This window comes from Mycobacterium sp. IS-2888 (assembly GCF_001954215.1).
Lineage (GTDB): Bacteria > Actinomycetota > Actinomycetes > Mycobacteriales > Mycobacteriaceae > Mycobacterium.
This window is the reverse complement of sequence record NZ_MBET01000041.1, coordinates 1-16,919: the sequence shown is the minus strand read 5'-3', so window position 1 is coordinate 16,919 and position 16,919 is coordinate 1. Positions and strand designations below refer to the sequence as shown.

General features: G+C 66.4%; 19 protein-coding genes and 1 pseudogene. 6 read left to right on the top strand and 14 right to left on the bottom strand.

Features of this window, described 5'->3' with window-relative positions; translation table 11 throughout:
- Positions 1-17: 17 nt before the first annotated feature.
- The 8 genes and pseudogenes from A5745_RS06555 to A5745_RS06515 all read right to left on the bottom strand — a co-directional run bounded on the left by A5745_RS06555 (position 18) and on the right by A5745_RS06515 (position 8,461).
- Entirely contained in the window at positions 18-452 is a 435-nt protein-coding gene (locus A5745_RS06555; RefSeq protein ID WP_076115520.1) for an SRPBCC family protein, read from the bottom strand.
- A complete protein-coding gene (locus A5745_RS06550) occupies positions 452-1,285 on the bottom strand; it encodes a lysophospholipid acyltransferase family protein (RefSeq protein WP_076057995.1) in 834 nt (277 codons plus the stop codon). Before A5745_RS06550 ends, A5745_RS06555 begins: the two co-directional genes overlap by 1 nt.
- Positions 1,286-1,316: 31 nt before the next feature.
- Entirely contained in the window at positions 1,317-2,429 is a 1,113-nt protein-coding gene (locus A5745_RS06545; RefSeq protein ID WP_076115519.1) for an amidohydrolase family protein, read from the bottom strand.
- The gene (locus A5745_RS06540; protein ID WP_076057997.1) at positions 2,426-3,778 is read right to left on the bottom strand and encodes a glutamine synthetase family protein; all 1,353 of its coding nucleotides are present in this window, start codon (positions 3,776-3,778) and stop codon (positions 2,426-2,428) included. The genes A5745_RS06545 and A5745_RS06540 overlap by 4 nt, the downstream gene beginning before the upstream one ends.
- A gap of 111 nt (positions 3,779-3,889) precedes the next feature.
- Positions 3,890-4,384 carry a carboxymuconolactone decarboxylase family protein gene (locus tag A5745_RS06535; protein WP_076057998.1) on the bottom strand — a complete coding sequence of 165 codons (495 nt, stop codon included), beginning with the start codon at positions 4,382-4,384 and terminating at the stop codon, positions 3,890-3,892.
- A gap of 16 nt (positions 4,385-4,400) precedes the next feature.
- Complete coding sequence (locus A5745_RS06530) at positions 4,401-6,467, bottom strand: MDR family MFS transporter (protein WP_076115518.1); 2,067 nt, start codon at positions 6,465-6,467, stop codon at positions 4,401-4,403.
- Positions 6,468-6,522: 55 nt separating this feature from the next.
- Positions 6,523-7,988 (bottom strand): annotated as a pseudogene (gene arsB, locus A5745_RS06520) (ACR3 family arsenite efflux transporter).
- Positions 7,985-8,461, bottom strand: coding sequence for an ArsI/CadI family heavy metal resistance metalloenzyme (locus tag A5745_RS06515; protein WP_076115516.1), 477 nt, complete (start codon positions 8,459-8,461; stop codon positions 7,985-7,987). Before A5745_RS06515 ends, arsB begins: the two are co-directional and overlap by 4 nt.
- 101 nt (positions 8,462-8,562) lie before the next feature.
- Between A5745_RS06515 and A5745_RS06510 the strand changes: the two genes are divergently transcribed.
- On the top strand, positions 8,563-8,922 hold the full coding sequence (locus A5745_RS06510; RefSeq protein ID WP_076058005.1) for an Rv2640c family ArsR-like transcriptional regulator: 360 nt from the start codon (positions 8,563-8,565) through the stop codon (positions 8,920-8,922).
- Positions 8,923-8,942: 20 nt separating this feature from the next.
- Here the strand turns inward: A5745_RS06510 and bfr are convergent, their stop codons facing one another.
- Positions 8,943-9,422, bottom strand: coding sequence for a bacterioferritin (gene bfr / locus A5745_RS06505; protein WP_076058007.1), 480 nt, complete (start codon positions 9,420-9,422; stop codon positions 8,943-8,945).
- A 272-nt stretch (positions 9,423-9,694) separates the two neighbouring features.
- Here bfr and A5745_RS06500 point away from each other — a divergent pair, with 272 nt between their 5' ends.
- Positions 9,695-9,880, top strand: a complete 186-nt coding sequence (locus A5745_RS06500; protein WP_076058009.1) for a bacterioferritin-associated ferredoxin — start codon at positions 9,695-9,697, stop codon at positions 9,878-9,880.
- A 4-nt stretch (positions 9,881-9,884) separates the two neighbouring features.
- Here the strand turns inward: A5745_RS06500 and A5745_RS06495 are convergent, their stop codons facing one another.
- From A5745_RS06495 to A5745_RS06480, 4 genes are read right to left on the bottom strand one after another with little or no spacing between them, the layout of a single operon-like run.
- On the bottom strand, positions 9,885-10,634 hold the full coding sequence (locus tag A5745_RS06495) for an enoyl-CoA hydratase/isomerase family protein (protein ID WP_076058011.1): 750 nt from the start codon (positions 10,632-10,634) through the stop codon (positions 9,885-9,887).
- 25 nt (positions 10,635-10,659) lie between these two features.
- Positions 10,660-11,103 (bottom strand): TIGR03618 family F420-dependent PPOX class oxidoreductase, encoded by a 444-nt coding sequence (locus A5745_RS06490; RefSeq protein WP_076058014.1) that lies wholly within the window; start codon positions 11,101-11,103, stop codon positions 10,660-10,662.
- Positions 11,100-11,813, bottom strand: coding sequence for an EthD domain-containing protein (locus tag A5745_RS06485; protein WP_076115515.1), 714 nt, complete (start codon positions 11,811-11,813; stop codon positions 11,100-11,102). Before A5745_RS06485 ends, A5745_RS06490 begins: the two co-directional genes overlap by 4 nt.
- A gap of 41 nt (positions 11,814-11,854) precedes the next feature.
- The gene (locus A5745_RS06480; protein ID WP_076058017.1) at positions 11,855-12,790 is read right to left on the bottom strand and encodes a hydrogen peroxide-inducible genes activator; all 936 of its coding nucleotides are present in this window, start codon (positions 12,788-12,790) and stop codon (positions 11,855-11,857) included.
- A 102-nt stretch (positions 12,791-12,892) separates the two neighbouring features.
- Between A5745_RS06480 and A5745_RS06475 the strand changes: the two genes are divergently transcribed.
- The 3 genes from A5745_RS06475 to A5745_RS06465 are packed head-to-tail and all read left to right on the top strand — an operon-like array spanning position 12,893 to position 15,380.
- Positions 12,893-13,480: a peroxiredoxin gene (locus A5745_RS06475; protein ID WP_076058019.1), complete on the top strand. Its 588-nt coding sequence runs from the start codon at positions 12,893-12,895 to the stop codon at positions 13,478-13,480.
- 33 nt (positions 13,481-13,513) lie between these two features.
- A complete protein-coding gene (locus A5745_RS06470) occupies positions 13,514-14,050 on the top strand; it encodes an alkyl hydroperoxide reductase (RefSeq protein ID WP_076115514.1) in 537 nt (178 codons plus the stop codon).
- A 10-nt stretch (positions 14,051-14,060) separates the two neighbouring features.
- Positions 14,061-15,380: an alpha-amylase family protein gene (locus A5745_RS06465; RefSeq protein WP_076058023.1), complete on the top strand. Its 1,320-nt coding sequence runs from the start codon at positions 14,061-14,063 to the stop codon at positions 15,378-15,380.
- Here A5745_RS06465 and A5745_RS06460 read toward each other — a convergent pair.
- Positions 15,377-15,814, bottom strand: a complete 438-nt coding sequence (locus A5745_RS06460; RefSeq protein WP_076115513.1) for a DUF1810 domain-containing protein — start codon at positions 15,812-15,814, stop codon at positions 15,377-15,379. The genes A5745_RS06465 and A5745_RS06460 overlap by 4 nt on opposite strands.
- An 18-nt stretch (positions 15,815-15,832) precedes the next feature.
- On the opposite strand from A5745_RS06460, the gene A5745_RS06455 reads away from it, so the two are divergent.
- The coding region (locus tag A5745_RS06455; protein ID WP_076115512.1) for an alpha-hydroxy acid oxidase at positions 15,833-16,919 on the top strand (1,087 nt) is incomplete at its 3' end.

The window sequence follows — 16,919 nt, the reverse complement described above, 5'->3', positions numbered from 1 at the left end:
GACGGCTAAGAAGGCAGCTAGCCTTCGATGAGCCCCTTGAGGCATTTCAGCGTGGCGGACAGGTTGCGCCCGACCTGACGTACCGCGATCCGGTCGGCGATGTAGCCCAATATGCCGCCGGGCGCCTGATACGAGAGCCGGAACGTCACCCTCGTCTTGCCCTCCCCGCAGTCGCGCAGCCGGATTCGCCCGCGCAGGTTGACCCCGGTGATGCCGACCCAAGCCAAGTCGCGACGGTCGTCGAACTCGACCACCTCGACCAGGCCGCCGACGGGAACCGAGCCGATCTTCCAGTGCACGGTGTAGCGCGCGCCGACCCCGCTGCGCTGCTCACCAGCCGTCTCCCAGCGTTCGAGGCTCGTCATGAACGACGGGTAGCAGTCCGGGTCGCTGACGATCTTCCAGACCGTGTCGCGGTCCGCGTTGATCACGCATCGGCGTTCGACGCGCATCAGCCGATCACCGGAAATCGGCGTTTGGCAGCCAAGCGGTCGACGCCGCCCTGCAGGCTGGCTATCACCTTGTCGTGCACCGCCTGGTCGTCGCCGTCGACCTCGATCGGTTCCTGCACCTCGATCGCGATCTTGGTGGGCAGCGGGATGTGACCGGCGAGGTCGCTGATGTTCAGGCCCCACGGCAGCGCCAGCGATATCGGAATGCTCTTGAGCCGCAACAACTTATCCGTCATCAGCAGCTTGGCCAGCCACTGACCTCGATCGAGGAACAGCGCGCTCTCCTGGCCGCCGACGCTGGCGACGGGCACGATGGGCACTCCCGCCTCGCGGGCCAGCCGCACGTAACCCATGCGCCCGCCGAAGTCGACCGTGTGGCGCTCCCACGACGGCCGGAACACCTCGTAGTCGCCGCCGGGATAGACCAGCAGCGCCGCTCCGGACTCCAGTGCCAGCCGGGCGTTCTCGTGGTTCGCGGCGACGGTGCCGAATTTGCGCAGCCACCCCAGCGGCGGTGCGGAGACGACGAGGTTGTGGGCCAGCTGGTAGAAGGGTCGTTCAACCCCGAAGTACGAGCAGAACGCGAGCGTGAAGACGAATGTGTCGGGCGGCACGTTGCCGCCGCTGTGGTTGCCGACCAGCAGCACGGGGCCCTCGGGCGGGATTCGATCCAGGCCCCGCACGTCGGCCCTGAAGTACAGCGACGCCAGCAGCCAGGTGCCGGGCAGCTGGTCGCGGATGTAGTCGGGATCGCGCTGGTCGAGGTCGGCCTTGGGCACGCGCGACACCACTTGGTGGCGCGCCCACTCCAAGACATCCCCCAGGGTCGCCATAACGGCAGGGGTACCCCGGTCTCACCGGGGGTCAAACGCGGTAGATGCGGGCGGCGTTCTCGTGGGCGATCAGACCGACCACCCGGATCGCATCGACCTCGCTCCAGTCCCCTTGGGCGACGAATTCGCTCAACACGCGATGAATGCCCTTGCGCCACAAGGCCGCACCGAGAAAATGCAATTCCGCGGGGCCGAACCCATCCGAGGAATACAGAATTCTGCGGAAGGGCGCCATCTCCAGCGTCCGCGCGATGAACGCCGGCGATCGTGCCCCCAGGTGGTTCACGCTCAGCCCGCTGTCCAGGTAGACGTTGTTGAACGCCTGGGCCAGGTAGCCGGCCTCGCGCTCGTAGGGATAGCAGTGCAGCAGCACGATCGGGGTGTCGCCGGCCTGCCGCAGGAAGTCGAGCAGATACAGCGGGTTGGCCTTGTGCAGATCGCAGTCCCGGTCGCCGAAGCCGACGTGGAATTGCAGCGGCTTGCCGACCCGCAGCGCCTGATGCAACCCGAAGCGCAGCAGGGCGCGGTCTTGCAGCCGCACGCCGCCGCGATCGCGCCAACGGCCGGCGGCCGCGGCCACCTCCGCGGGCGAGGGCTCGCTCAAGTCGCCGTCGAACCCGCCCCGGTAGGCCAGGATGGACTTGGCACCTACGGCCGTGGTCATTCGCCGCTGCAGGATCTCCTCGAACGCCGACGCGTAGTCGCCGGGTGCTTGCGCGGCCTGCTCGGCCACTTGCTCGAGCCGAACGATCTCGTGAGCTCGGGCGCCGGAAAGCGCGCTCACCTTGTCGACGTCCGCGACGTCGGCGCCGATCCCGGTGTCCACCAGCCAGTCGCTCACCCCGGCGGCCGGCAGGAAGAGCCGGGCCAGCTCGTCCTCGGTAAACTGGCTGCGGCGTTCCCAATATGCTTGGGGTTCGGGGTGTTTGGGCAACCCCAGGATGGGGGCGCAGTGGCTACGCACGGCGAAGCCGAGTTGCGAGTCAAAACCCGGATACGTCAGCGCGTCGGTGTTGGCCTCGTTGAGCGCGTTCTCGAAGCGTGCCCGGTCCCCCGGCGCCAACCAGCACCCGTGGACGTGCTGATCGATCAACGGCACTTGGCCGATCTGCTGCGCCAGATCCGACGGATCGGACACCGTCACAGGCTCCAGGCCATCCGAAACTTGTCCGCCAGCCGCTCGGCGTCCAGGGTGCCGTACCGCTCATGCTCCAGACGTCGGATCGCGACGACCATGTCGACGGCGGCATCGCCCAAGATACCACGCAACAGCTTCGAATTATCCAGTGCGGCAATCGCTTCCATCTGATCCTCGGCAAGCCGCAGCACACCGATGCGCTTGCGCTCCGAGGCGGACAGTTTTGCCGGATCTACCGTCGCTTCCGGCGGCAGTGTCGCGTCGCGGCGGATCCCGTCGAGGGCCAGCCCAAGAATTGCCGCCGACGCAAGGTAGGGATTCGCGGAGGGGTCGACGATCTTCACCTCGACATTGCCTCCGTGCGCGCTGCCCGGGCCGCCCTTGATGAACCGCACTGCGGCCTCGCGGTTCTCGGTGCCCCAGCACACATGGGCGCCGGCCCAGTTACCGGGCCGCATCCTTAGGCCGGACACGATCGATCCGCATAGCACCCCCTGCGCCTCCGGCAGCCCGCTGATCACCCCGGCTACCGCGCTCTCCCCCGCCGGTGTCATGCCGGCGGCCCCGGTCCCGTCGGAGAACAGCGGTCCGTCGGGCGTGATCAGCGAGAAGTGCTGGTGTGCACCGGATCCGACGCTGCCGGCAAACGGGGCCGGCGACAGGCTGACGCGCAGCCCATGGCGGCGGGCTGCCCGGCCGATGATAATCCGGGCCACCACCAGCTGGTCGGCCGCGGCCACCGGCGGTAGCGGGGACAACGACATCTCGAATTGGTTGGCGCCGGATTCGGGGTGAAACTGCTCGATCCCGACGCCGGCGGTGCTCGCCGTCGCGATGACATCACGGACGAAAGCTTCGTGCTCGAGCACGCCGGCAAGGCCGTACTGCGCCCACAACACCGACGGGAGCCGCGCACCGTCGGGCTCGACCAATAAGAACTCGATTTCGTGGCCGATGGCCGCCTCGATGCCCGCCTCGGTGAGTGCGGCCTCGATTCGCGTCAGCGTTCCGCGGCTGCATCCGGGGACGGGTTTGCCGTCCTGTTCGAAGAACGCGGCCGGCGCCCACGCCAACCCGTCGCCGATGATGCGCAGCGCCGACAGGTCGATGCGGAGACGCTGATCGCCCACCACGCCGACGTCGTCGGTGAAGGCGATGCCGGTCTGGTCGATGGCGAACGCGTGCCAGGTTGGACTGGCACCCAGGCCTGGGTCGGCGAATGTGTTGGTCCGCCGGATCGGCACCGTTTTGGCCTGCGTGAGCCCGGCCGGGTTCACCACGGTGCCGATGACGGTGTCGACCCCCTCGCCCTCGAGCTGGGCGATCGCCGCGGCGGCAAGCGGTGTGGCTGTCATGGCAAGGGTGTCCTTCATGCCCGCGAAACATAAACTGCTGCGACGCTTTTCGGCGTGTCGTGGCTGACGTTTATGTGTCGCGGAGCAATTGAGGGCGTCGGCGCGTGCCGGTCAGGCGCGGCTGGGCAAGGTCAGCTTGCAGGCCTGGCCGATATCGAGGGTGCGTAAGACTCTCCCCATTCCGATCCAGAGCCCGCACGAGATCGCGAGGTCGGCGAGCAATTCCTCGGAGAAGTGCTCGCGGGCGCGGCTCCAGAAGTCTTCATCCTCGCGGAGCTTCGTGTGCTCGGTGGCGAAGCGGTAAGCGAATTCGGCCGCCAGCCGCTCCTGTTCGCTGTAGCCGGGCCAAGTACGCCACTCCGCAGCGTGGTAGTAGAGCTGCTCGTCGACACCTTCTGCGGGGCCGTCGGCGTCGCGCGTGTTGAGGCAGACAATGCACTCGTTGTTGTGCGCGATCACCGCGCGGGCCAGCTCGCGGGTGCGTAGCGGCAGCCGGTTCTTGGTGTAGACCGCTTGGCTGAATTTAGCCATGGCGCCGCCAAGGTCAGGCGATTTCGTGGCCCAGCTGTAGACGTCGTCGTCCGCGAAGGTTCCGATTCGGCTCATGGCGTGATGGTACGCCCTAGCCCGTTTGCGGTATGGCGATCGTCGGCTGTTCGTCGTGCCACTCGCGTTGTGCCAGAACCCGATGCGCGATGCGTTCCATGGCGGCCTCCACTTGGCGGCGGTCCGGCCGGCCCTCGAAACTCGGTGAACGGGCCAGCTTGTCGAGAATCCAGGCCACCAGCAGCGAATACACGTAATCGACCTGCTGGACGCCGGATTGGGTCAACCACATTTGGTCGCCGTCGCCCTGCACGAAACCGCCGGCGACGAGGCGGCCGAAGGTGGGCTCCAGCACCTCGAAAGGGATCCGCAGCGTGTCGGCGATGTCGGTGAGCCGGGCCGCCCCGTATATCTGCTGATAGCGGTAGATCCGCAGGACGCCCCACAACCCGGCGACGTCGAGCCGGCAGTCGGGCCTCATGGCGATGCTGCGCAGCCGCATGCCGGGAGCGCCCCGCAGCAGCCGGCCGATCGCGGTCTCCAGCATCTCGTCTGGCGATTGGCTGGTGGGCATGGCGAACGCCTCGCCGATGTCGCTGCGGTTGTTGCCGATCCCCCGCAGCGGCACTTCGCGCAGAAACAGCGCTAGGACAAACCCGACCAGTGCGACCGGCACCGCCCAGAGGAACACCCGGGTGAGCGAGTCGGCATAGGCGGCCACGATCGGGGCCGCCATCGAGTGCGGCAGCCGGTGCAGGGCCGCCGGCGAGGCGGCCGCTGCGGCGGGCGCGTGGCTGGCGGCCAGCGCCGGACCGATCCGGCTGTGCAGGAAGTTGTTGAACAGCGAGCCGAAGATGGCCGCGCCGAACGAACTGCCGATCGTGCGGAAGAAGGTGACGCCCGAGGTCGCGACGCCGAGGTCGTCGAAGCTCGAGGTGTTCTGGACGATCAGGACCAGGGTCTGCATGCACATCCCGATCCCCGCGCCGAGGATGACCAGGAATACCGACTGCACCACGGTCGATGTCGACGGGTCCATCCGCGACATCAGGAAAAACGCCACCGCCATCACCGCGGTGCCCGCGACCGGAAAGATCTTGTATCTGCCCGTGCGGCCGACCAGGGCGCCGCTGCCCATCGAGGTGGTCAGCATGCCCACCACCATCGGCAGCGTGCGCAGGCCCGACGTCGTCGCCGAGACGCCGTCCACGAACTGCATGTAGGTCGGCAGGAATGTCAGCGCGCCCAGCATCGCGAACCCGACCACGAACGAGAGCACGCAGCACACCGTGAACACCGGGCTGCCGAATAGCCGGGTCGGCAGAATCGGCGCGGCGACGCGGCTTTCCACCCAGACGAAGATCCCCAGGGCCACCGCGGAACCCGCGAACAACCCGACGATCGTCGCCGAGCCCCACGGGTACGTGGTGCCGCCCCAGCTGGTGGCCAGGGTCAGGCCCGAGGCGCCCAGGCCGACCAACAGGATCCCGGTGTAGTCGATGACCGGTTTGGTGCGCTCGGACAGCGCCGGGATGGCCGCCGCGGCGACGAAGAAAACCACGATCGAAATGGGCACGTTGATCCAGAAAGCCCAGCGCCAGGTCAAGTGATCGGTGAAGTACCCGCCGAGCAGCGGCCCGATCACGGTGGTGACGCCGAATACCGCGCCCATCGCGCCCTGGTAGCGGCCGCGATCCCGGAGCGGAATCACTTCGCCGATCAATGCCATGGCGGTCACCATGAGCCCGCCGCCGCCGATGCCCTGCAGCGCGCGCGACGCGACCAGCATCCCCATCGAAGTCGAAAGGCCGCAGAGCACCGACCCGGCGACGAAGAACACGACGGCCGCCTGGAAGACCCTCTTGCGGCCGAACAGGTCGCCGAACTTGCCGACCAGCGCGGTCATGATGGTCGACGCAAGCAGGTAGCTCGTGACAATCCACGACTGATGGCCCGCCCCACCGAGATTGGCGACGATGGTCGGCAGCGCGGTCGCCACGATCGTCTGGTCCAGCGCGGCCATCAGCATGCCGAGCAAGACCGCCACGAAGATGAAATTCCGTCGCTGTGGATCGACCGCGACGTCGGGTGCATGCTCGGCGGCTGGGCTGGCCGGGATCGCTGATGGTGTCGTCCTCGTCATGCCTGCCTTCCCGTCGTTCGATGCTTAGGGATGCCCAGGGTGAGGCAGCGGCAATCTAGTGCTGAACTCCCAGCTGATTCAACAGCCCTTCCACCCGGCGCTTTATCTCGTCGCGGATCGGGCGTACGGCCTCAAGGGGTTGGCCCGCCGGGTCGGGAAGGGCCCATTCTTCGTAGCGGACTCCGGGCAGGATCGGGCAGGAGTCGCCGCATCCCATGGTGATTACCACGTCTACGGCTTCGAGCATGTCCAATGTCCACTGCTTCGGTCGTTCGGTGGCGATGTCGACGCCGCTTTCGGCCATGGCCGCGACGGCGGCGGGATTTACTTCTTCAGCGGGTTCTGAGCCGCCCGAGTAGACGTTGGCTTGGTCGCCCGCGAGGTGTTTGAAAAATCCCATCGCCATTTGTGATCGCCCCGCATTGTGTGTGCACAGGAACAGAACGGCCGGCGTTTTCATGCGAATTGGCGTCGGATGGCCAGGGAGACGTAGACCAGGCCGACGAGCACGGGCACTTCGATGAGGGGTCCGACGACGCCGGCGAGTGCCTGCCCGGACGCCGCGCCATAGGTGGCGATGGCGACCGCGATGGCGAGTTCGAAGTTGTTGCTCGCGGCCGTGAATGCCACGGTGGTGGTGCGTTGGTATCCGAGCCCGAGCACCCACCCGAGCACGTAGCCGCCCACCCACATGACCGCGAAGTAGACGAGCAGCGGCAGAGCGATGCGGGCGACGTCGAGCGGGCGGTGGGTGATCTGGTCACCTTGAAGCGCGAACAGGATGACGATGGTGAAGAGCAACCCGTACAGCGCCCACGGGCCGATCTTGGGCAGGAACGTCGCCTCGTACCAGCGGCGTCCCTTGGCGTTCTCGCCGAGTCGTCGGGACAGGTAGCCCGCCAGCAGTGGGATGCCAAGGAAAATGAGCACCGACTTGGCGATCTGCCACGGCGAGGTGCGGACGGTGGTCTGTTCCAGGCCGAGCAATCCGGGCAGGACCGACAGGTAGAACCAGCCCAGGACGGCAAACGTCGCGACTTGGAACAGCGAGTTGAGGGCCACCAGGACCGCTGCGGCCTCGCGGTCTCCACGGGCCAGGTCGTTCCAGATGATGACCATGGCTATGCAGCGTGCAAGACCGACGATGATCAGGCCGGTGCGGTACTCGGGCAGGTCAGGCAGCATCAGCCAAGCCAGTGCGAACATGACCGCAGGACCGAGCACCCAGTTCAGCAGCAGCGAGCACACCAACAACTTGCGATCGCCGGTGACGCTACCGAGCCGGTCATAGCGAACCTTGGCCAGCACCGGATACATCATGACGAGCAAGCCGAACGCTATAGGCAGCGAAATACCGTCCAGCTGAACGTGATTCAGCGCGGTATCCAAGCCCGGGACGAGGCGACCCAGCAGCAGGCCGGCGGCCATCGCGGAGGCGATCCAAACGGGCAGGAGCCGGTCGAGAAGCGGAAGCTTCTCGACAACGGCCGGATGTGTGCCCTGCTGCCCCGTCAGGGTCACGGAAGACGGCCTCCCGCTTCGGCGCTCTCGGCGTCGCTAGCTGGTGCGCTGCAGGCGCAGCCGCCGCCGTCGGCGTTCCGAGCGTCTTCTGGACTGCCGCCGAACGTCTCTGAGTCGGCCAACACGGTGTACACCTCCCACCTATGACCGCCAGGTCCGGAAACCCACACCTTGTCCTGCTTCGCGAAGCAACACGTCGTTCCGATTTCTTCTTCGGTGAACATCCCCTCATCGGTCAGGCGGGCGATCTCCGCGTGCACCGCGTCACTGGACTCGACTTCCACGCCCAGGTGATTGAGAATCCCGCCCTGGCCACGGTTTTCGATGAGGACGAGCTTCAAGGGCGGATCGGCGACCGCAAAGTTGGCGTAGCCCGGTTTGACCTTCGCGGGCGGTGTGTTGAACAGCTTGGAGTAGAACGTGATCGCCTCGTCGAGGTCGTCGACGTTGAGAGCGAGCTGAGTGCGGGACATGATGGCCCCTTCCTACCTCTGTGACTTATGTCGAACTTACGGCAGCTCCGATATTGCCACCTTTTCGATATATGTCAAGAAGGTGTGGCATTATGGTTGGCATGCCGAAGACATTGCCCACCGTGGATGTATCCGCGCCGGTGTGTTGCTCGCCCGTCGCCGCCGGTCCCGTTGATGACAGCGCGGCCTTGGAGATTGCGTTGCGCCTCAAGGCGCTGGCCGATCCGGTGCGCGTCAAGCTCGTCTCTCTGTTGTTCAGCTCGGAGGCCGGCGAGGTGTGCAACTGCGATCTCGCCGCGGCGGTTGGCCTCGGCGAGTCGACCGTGAGTCACCATCTCTCGCAGTTACGGCGGGCAGGGTTGGTGGCGTCGGAACGACGAGGCATGAACGTCTACCACCGGCCGCGGCGGGACGCCCTGGACGCCTTGCGAGCGGTGCTCGATCCAAACTGCTGCCGCTAACGCAGGTTGTGCGCCTCGGGTCAGCTCGGGGGCCGCGAGACGCATTGCGCCGAGTAAAGCTCCTCGCCCAGCTTCTCCATCAACTCCAGCTGCGTCTCCAGGTAGTCGATGTGTTTTTCCTCGTCCGCCACGATCTCCTCGAGGAGGTTGGCGCTGGTGCTGTCCTGCTTTTCGCGGCACATGATGATGCCGGGTTTGAGCCGGTCCATCACCTCGTATTCGATGGCCAAGTCGGCCTCGAACTGCTCGCGCAGCGTTTGGCCGATGCGTAGCGAGAAGAGGCGTTGATAGTTCGGCAAGCCGTCGAGCAGCAAAATGCGATCGGTGATCGCCTCGGCGTGGCGCATCTCGTCGAAGGACTCGGCGCGGGTGTGCTCGGCGAGCTCGGTGAAGCCCCAGTTGTCCTGCATCTTGGAATGCAGGAAGTATTGGTTGATTGCGGTGAGCTCGCTGGTCAACTGCTCGTTGAGCAGGCGCAAAACGTCCGGATCACCTTGCACGATCGCTCCTTAGGGGTATGAAGGCCGTCATGTCTGGGCGCGGCCGGCGGGCTGGGCTGAAGCACACCGTTCCGGGCTTGTAGCAGCACTTTGCCACGCCGATTTCGAATCTTCCAGCAAGGTATGGCTGCGCTCAGCAAGGTATGGCTGGGCTCAGAAGCATGACTTAGGTCACCTATCGTTAGGTTAGACTCGGCTAATCTAGTTAGGTTAGACTCCACTAACATGAGGCTGGTTCGCACGGCTTACGCGCGCACGCGGGGGATGCGCTGATGTACGTATGCCTGTGTGTGGGGGCCACCAATCAGACGGTGTGCGACGCGGTTGCGCGGGGTGCCTGCACGTCGAAGGAGATTGCCGCCGCGTGCGGGGCCGGCGCCGACTGCGGGCGCTGCCGGCGCACGTTGCGCGCGATCATCGAATCCGCGCGCCAACTCGAACCCGCGCGCTCGCGATAACCGGTCAGCGTTTGTTGAAGTCCGCCAGAGCGGCGGCGTTGGCCTGGGCGCCCATCAACTCGGCGAAATGGGCGTTTTCCCGCGCGCTGGCCGCCGCGATCTCCGGACGGATCGGTTCGACCATCGTGTGCTTGACGGCCATCAGGCTCGAAATCGGCCGTGCCGCAAGGATTTCGGCGTGCCGACGGGCCTCGGGCAACAATTCGTCCGGATCGCAGACCCGCCAGACCAGTCCCATCCGCAGCGCCTCTTCGGCATCGACCCACTCCGAGGACATCAGCAACCAGGCGGCGTTCTGCCGGCCCACCAGCTGCGGCAGCAGATACGAGGAAGCGGCCTCGGGCGCGACGCCCAGGCTGGTGAACGGGCATTTCAGGCGCGCGGTCGAGGACATGAACGCCAGATCCGCGTAGCCGAGAATCGTGGCGCCGATCCCCACCCCGACGCCGTTCACCGCGCAGATCAGCGGCTTCGGAAACGCGCTGAGCGCGTCGATCAAGCCGATGAAGCCATGCTTTCCCGGCGTGAAACCGGGGTCGGTGATCCGCGCCTGCATCTCGGCGAGATCGGTACCGGCGCTGAAGCCGCGCCCCGCGCCGGTCAGTAGGACGACGGCGACCTCGGGATCGTCGGCGGCGGCCCAGAGCGCCTCGGCTGTCGCGTCATAGAGGGCTTCGTTGAAGGCGTTCAGCGCGTCGGGCCGGTTGAGCGTAAGCGTGCGTACCCGCTTGTCGTCGTCGATCTGCAGCGTCACGGCTGCAGCCTAACGGTTGGTGAATTCAGCCGTTGCTGTAGACGCGGGTCGGCGCGATCATGACCACGGCACGCCGCTCGGTGGCCATCACCCGGTCGTACTCGTCCCAGTCGTCGTGCGTGCCGCCCGCCGCCGTGAAGACGTCGCGGAGCAGGAGCCGCAATTGATCGGCGTCTTTCAGCCAGGGCTGCGCGTCGTCCGGGCCGGCCAGCTCGGCGCGGCCCTCGACGGTGGCCCACTGCCAACCGTTCTTGAACGTGACGGCGAGTTGCGGCCGCGCCCGCAGGTTGGCGAGCTTGACTTTGCCGTACGTGGTAAAGCCAAGGGACGGTTGGCCGGTGGCCGGATGCGGCAGCAGGCCGACGTTGACCAGCGAAGCCTGCACGCTGCCGTCGGCACGAACGGTGGATATCACCGCCAGACCGCTTTCCGCCGTCGCCAGCGCTACCGCGTCGTCGAGTGTCGTCATCCGCTGTCCTCACTTCCAAAGGGCGCCTTGAACACGTACCGGCTGGTGGGCACGGTGTCGATGTTCTCGTTGGCGCCAAATGCAGTTGTGCTGGCGACCATCCGGCTCACCCGGTCCTGCAGGTCTGCGTCATCTGCGGCACCGAAGAACGCCTTCAGGTCGGTGATTGCCTCCGCGGGGAACAACTCTTCGACGATGCCCGAGATTCCCGGCGCGCCCTCGGTGAGCGTTCGTACCACCCAGTTCTGGGTGTAACCGAATGTCGACTGGGTTTCGATGGCGACCGAGGTGTGCTCGCGCTGCCAGCGCGTGAGCCAGGACTCCTGATCGAGGGCCGCGGGCCGGCGCAGCAGGGCGATGTTGGCCAAACCCGGTGTGCGAGTGCCGGATTCGACGGCCGGCGCGGCCAGCGGGACCGACTCCGTCACCAGGTACGCGCCCAGTAGTTCGCATTCCTTGGCGAGCAGGTCCAGCGCCGCCGCCGTCTGGTCGCCGTAGCACTGCTGGGTCCACAGGCTGACCACCGCGGCGACCGGCGGGTCCAGGGTCGTCAACGTCATCAGCGAGTGGCGCACCGCGGCGTCCCGGACATTGACCGACAACCCGGGCAGGCCCAGCCCCAACAGCGCGTCGGCGACGGGGCCCCGTTGGCGGTCGCACCAATCGTCGTCGGCTTCGGTGCGCATCAGTACGGCGATTACCTTCTCCATGGGCTGAACCTACCGTCGGAGGCCCCGGGTCCACAGGGCCGCTATTTGATCAGCCGGACCTTGTGCTCAGCCTTGATCGACTCGCCGATGATCCCTGCGAGCCGCCGATAGGATTCGTCGCGACCGCTCGAGGAACGGAACACCAGGCCTATCCGTCGACCGGGGCGGGGAGTCGCAAACTGCGCGAGTCCGAGTTGGCTGCGCGCGGCCTCGACCGGCGCCGCGCTCTGCGGGATCAGCGTGACGCCCAATCCGCCCGTCACGCATTGCACGGCGGTGGCCAGCGACGCGGCCCGGGTATCGGCGAGGTCGGCCCGCACGCCCGCCTTCTGGCAGACGTCCAGGGCCTGATCGCGCAGGCAGTGACCCTCGTCCAGCAAGAGCAGCGGCAGCTCCGCCAGCGCGCCGGTGGGCACGCGCTGTTTGCCCGAAAGCGGATGCCCGGGCGGCACCGCGAGCAGGAAATCCTCGTCGTAGATCGCGATCTCGGTGACGCCGGCCGCATCGGAGGGCAACGCGATCAGGGCGGCGTCCAACGCGCCGTCGCGCAGCGCCGCCAGGAGCCGCTCGGTCTGGTCTTCGATCACCCGCAGCGTGAGCGCGGGCAGGCGGCTCGCCAGCCCCGCCAACACCGACGGCAACACGTACGGCGCCACCGTCGGGATCAATCCCAACCGCATAGTGCCCTGCAGCGGGTCCGATGCCCCCGCGGCCGCGGCGCTGAAAGCCCCCATCGCCTCGACGACGGCCTGGGCGAACGGCAACAGCCGCATCCCCTCGGTCGTCACGCGCACCCGCCGCGTCGATCGCTCCACGAGACGGGTGTCGACGCCGGCTTCCAGCGCCGCCAAAGCCTGTGAGAGCGTCGACTGACTGACGCCGAGAGTGGTTGCCGCACTGCCGAAATGCTGCTTCTCGGCCACCGCGACAAAGGCACGTAGCCCGGCGAGGGTGGGCTGAAAACTCTTATCGGTCATACCTATTAGTGTAGTGGGATATATCACCTTTACTTTAGACCGAGCTCACGGCAACATTGGGAAAGACAACTAATCTTGATTAAGTCCAGATAAGGAGCGGACATGGCATTGCTGACGATCGGCGACCAATTCCCCGCCTACCAGCTCACCGCGCTGATCGGCGGCGACCTGTCGAAGGTCGACGCCCAGCAACCCGGCGACTACTTCACCACGATCACCAATGAGGACCACCCCGGCAAGTGGCGTGTGGTGTTCTTCTGGCCGAAGGACTTCACCTTCGTGTGCCCGACAGAGATCGCGGCGTTCGGCAAGCTGAACGACGAGTTCTCCGACCGCGACGCACAAATCCTGGGTGTCTCGATCGACAGCGAATTCGTGCACTTCCAGTGGCGCGCGCAGCACGAAGACCTCAAGCGGCTGCCGTTCCCGATGCTGTCCGACATCAAGCGGGAACTCGTCCAAGCCACCGGGGTGCTCAACGCCGACGGCGTCGCGGACCGGGTGACCTTCCTCGTCGATCCCAACAACGAGATCCAATTCGTGTCGGCGACTGCGGGATCCGTGGGGCGTAACGTGGACGAGGTGTTGCGCGTGCTGGACGCCCTGCAGTCCGACGAGCTGTGTGCGTGCAACTGGCGCAAGGGCGACCCGACGCTGGACGCCGGCGAGTTGCTCAAGGCCTCTGCCTGATCACCGGCCCTGACCACGATTGGAAGACGCGACATGACCGTAGAGACGCTCAAGGCTGCCCTGCCCGAGTACGCCAAGGATCTCAAGCTCAACCTGGGCTCGATCACCCGCAGCACCGTCCTGGACTCCGAGCAGCTGTGGGGCACCTTGTTGGCCAGCGCCGTGGCCACCCGAAACACCCAGGTACTCAACGAGATCGGCACGGATGCCGCGGAGAACCTGTCCGCAGAGGCATACCAGGCCGCGCTGGCCGCCGCGTCCATCATGGGCATGAACAATGTCTTCTACCGTGGCCGCGGCTTCCTCGAAGGCGCCTACGACGATCTGCGGCCCGGACTGCGCATGAATGTGATCGGCAATCCGGGTGTGGACAAGGCGAATTTCGAACTCTGGTGCTTCGCGGTGTCGTCGATCAACGGTTGCTCACACTGTATGGTCGCCCACGAACACGCGCTGCGCGAGGCGGGGATCAGCCGCGAGGCCATCCTGGAAGCGTTGAAGGCCGCTGCGATCATTGCCGGTGTGGCACAGGCGATTATCGCCTCGCAGACACTGGCGGCGGTCGGCTGATCGCCGCGACGTGACGCCGTCCTGGGTTTCCCACGCCATCTGGTGGCAGGTCTATCCCCTGGGGTTTGTCGGCGCGTTTCCGACGACCGAGCCGCCGGATCCCGCGGAACACCGGCTGCGGCGGTTGGTGAATTGGTTCGACCACGCCATCGCGTTGGGCGCGTCCGGGATCGCGCTGGGCCCGATTTTTGCCTCGCGCACACACGGTTACGACACGACCGATCACTACCGCATCGATCCGCGCCTCGGTGACGACGCCGACTTCGACTACCTCGTCGCCGAGGCGCACCGCCGCGGGCTGCGCATCCTGCTCGACGGCGTGTTTAACCACGTCGGCGTCGACTTTCCGCGCTATCGCGAGGCACCGCACAACGACGCGGCGGCAGGCTGGTTTCGCGGGCGCCCGGGTCGATTCCACACGTTCGAGGGCCATTCCGAACTCATCACCCTCAACCACGACAACCCCGAGGTCGTCGCGTACACCGCCGACGTGATGGCGCACTGGTTGCGCCGCGGCGCGGACGGCTGGCGCCTGGATGCGGCTTACATTGTGCCGCAACAATTCTGGGCCGCGACGCTGCCGAAGGTCCGCGAACTACATCCGGATGCCTGGTTCGTAGGTGAGCTGATCCACGGCGACTACGCCGCCGTCGTCGATGCGGCCAAGTTCGACTCCGCCACCCAATACGAGCTGTGGAAGGCCATCTGGAGCGCCCTCAACGACGGTAACTTCTTCGAGCTGGACTGGGCGCTGCAGCGACACAACACTTTCCTCGCCAGCTTCGCCCCGCTGACATTTATCGGCAACCACGACGTCACCCGCATTGCCAGCCGGCTGGAAAACTCCGCGCACCTGGCGCACGCGCTGGTGATCCAGCTGACGGTGGGGGGCGTGCCCAGCGTCTACGCCGGCGACGAGTTCGCGTTTCGCGGGGTGAAGGAAGAGCGCTACGGCGGAGACGACGCGGTCCGCCCGGAGTTCGCCTCTCCCCCAGTGCAATTGGACGCATTCGGCACCGACATCTGGGCGCTGCACCAATACCTCGTCGGGCTGCGGCGCCGCCACGCCTGGCTGCATTCGGCGTCGACCACCGCGCTGCGGCTGACCAACCGGCACTACGTCTACGAGACGCGCAGCGGCGAGAACGCCTTGCTGGTCGCGCTCAACATCGACGACGAGCCCCTCCAGCTGGCCCTGTCCGAACTCGGCCCGTACGAATTGGGCTGGGCTCGGGCCCAGGTTGTCGCCGGATCGGCGGCCCCGCCCCAGGACGTCGTGGAGACGGTGGCCGTCGAGGCACACGGCTGGCGCATCCTGAGCCCGGTCTAGGAACGCCTCAACCGAGCCACGGTCAGCTGGTCTTCCTCGCCGTCGTAGTACCGATCGAGGAGCGCCACGAAGTCCCCGTTGTCCTCGGCCGTGCGGGCGAACAGCGTCATCGACGAACGCAGCTTGAGGTCGTCGGGTGAACCGAAGATCTCCGCGGCCGAACGCCCCTGTACCTCGTTGACCAGCCGGGTGCATTCGTGCAATCGCGGGCCTAGCGGGTCGTGGCGCAGATAGGCGCGGGCTTCCTCGAGGGAGGCGATGCCGTAGTGGTCCGCCATCGGGCTGCTGCCCAGGCCGCGAAGTTGCGGAAACACGAACCACATCCAGTGACCGCGCTTGCGCCCGTCGCGTAACTCCTCGACGACGCTGCGGTAGACGGGGGCCTGGGCGTCCACGAAACGCTTCAGGTCGAAGGGGTCGGCTGCCGACGCCATACGACTACGGTTGCACACATGGCGGTCAAACGGCGAGTGCCCAAAGTGCGCGATCTGGCACCGCTGATCCAATTCAGGAGACCCCGGTTCAACGCGACGAAACGGCGCCTCGACGCCGCCTTCACCATCGAGGATCTGCGGCGAATCGCCAAGCGGCGCACCCCTAAGGCGGCGTTCGACTATGCCGACGGCGCCGCCGAGGACGAGTTGTCGCTGCAGCGTGCCCGACAAGCGTTCCGCGACATCGAATTTCATCCGACGATCCTGCGCGACGTCAGCAACGTGACCGCCGGGTGGAACGTGCTCGGCCAGCCGGTTGTGCTGCCATTCGGGATCGCGCCGACCGGGTTCACCCGCCTGATGCACACCGAGGGCGAAATCGCGGGTGCGCGGGCGGCGGCCAGGGCCGGGATTCCGTTCGCGCTGTCCACGCTCGGTACCTGTGCGATCGAAGACCTCGTGGCCGCTGTTCCCCAGGGGCGGAAGTGGTTTCAGCTGTACATGTGGCGCGACCGCGAGCGCTCGATGGCGCTGGTGCAACGCGCGGCCGACGCCGGCTTCGACACCCTGCTGGTCACCGTCGATGTGCCGGTCGCCGGTGCGCGGTTTCGCGACAACCGCAACGGCATGACGATCCCGCCGGCGCTGACGCTGCGAACCGTCCTCGACGCGGTGCCGCACCCGAAGTGGTGGTTCGATCTCTTGACCACCGAGCCGCTGGCGTTCGCGTCGCTCGATCGCTGGTCCGGGACCGTTGGCGAGTATCTGAGCACGATGTTCGATCCCAGCCTCACCTTCGCGGACCTGGAATGGATCAAGGCCCGATGGCCGGGGAAGCTCGTCGTCAAAGGTATCCAGACCCTCGACGATGCCCGCGCCGTCGTCGACCGCGGGGTCGACGGCATCGTGGTGTCCAATCACGGTGGCCGCCAATTGGATCGGGCCCCCGTGCCCTTCCACCTATTGCCCGTGGTCGCCCGCGAGCTCGGCAACGACACCGAGATCCTGGTGGACACCGGGATCATGTCCGGCGCGGACATCGTCGCGGCGATTGCGTTGGGGGCGCGGTGCGCACTGGTCGGGCGGGCCTATCTCTATGGGCTGA

Excerpts from the sequence above, each read along its gene's own strand:
- A5745_RS06555 (WP_076115520.1), bottom strand. The coding sequence starts at position 452 with ATGCGCGTCGAACGCCGATGCGTGATCAACGCGGACCGCGACACGGTC.
- A5745_RS06550 (WP_076057995.1), bottom strand. The coding sequence starts at position 1,285 with ATGGCGACCCTGGGGGATGTCTTGGAGTGGGCGCGCCACCAAGTGGTG.
- A5745_RS06540 (WP_076057997.1), bottom strand. The coding sequence starts at position 3,778 with ATGACAGCCACACCGCTTGCCGCCGCGGCGATCGCCCAGCTCGAGGGC.
- A5745_RS06535 (WP_076057998.1), bottom strand. The coding sequence starts at position 4,384 with ATGAGCCGAATCGGAACCTTCGCGGACGACGACGTCTACAGCTGGGCC.
- A5745_RS06530 (WP_076115518.1), bottom strand. The coding sequence starts at position 6,467 with ATGACGAGGACGACACCATCAGCGATCCCGGCCAGCCCAGCCGCCGAG.
- A5745_RS06515 (WP_076115516.1), bottom strand. The coding sequence starts at position 8,461 with ATGTCCCGCACTCAGCTCGCTCTCAACGTCGACGACCTCGACGAGGCG.
- A5745_RS06510 (WP_076058005.1), top strand. The coding sequence starts at position 8,563 with ATGCCGAAGACATTGCCCACCGTGGATGTATCCGCGCCGGTGTGTTGC.
- A5745_RS06500 (WP_076058009.1), top strand. The coding sequence starts at position 9,695 with ATGTACGTATGCCTGTGTGTGGGGGCCACCAATCAGACGGTGTGCGAC.
- A5745_RS06490 (WP_076058014.1), bottom strand. The coding sequence starts at position 11,103 with ATGACGACACTCGACGACGCGGTAGCGCTGGCGACGGCGGAAAGCGGT.
- A5745_RS06485 (WP_076115515.1), bottom strand. The coding sequence starts at position 11,813 with ATGGAGAAGGTAATCGCCGTACTGATGCGCACCGAAGCCGACGACGAT.
- A5745_RS06480 (WP_076058017.1), bottom strand. The coding sequence starts at position 12,790 with ATGACCGATAAGAGTTTTCAGCCCACCCTCGCCGGGCTACGTGCCTTT.
- A5745_RS06475 (WP_076058019.1), top strand. The coding sequence starts at position 12,893 with ATGGCATTGCTGACGATCGGCGACCAATTCCCCGCCTACCAGCTCACC.
- A5745_RS06470 (WP_076115514.1), top strand. The coding sequence starts at position 13,514 with ATGACCGTAGAGACGCTCAAGGCTGCCCTGCCCGAGTACGCCAAGGAT.
- A5745_RS06460 (WP_076115513.1), bottom strand. The coding sequence starts at position 15,814 with ATGGCGTCGGCAGCCGACCCCTTCGACCTGAAGCGTTTCGTGGACGCC.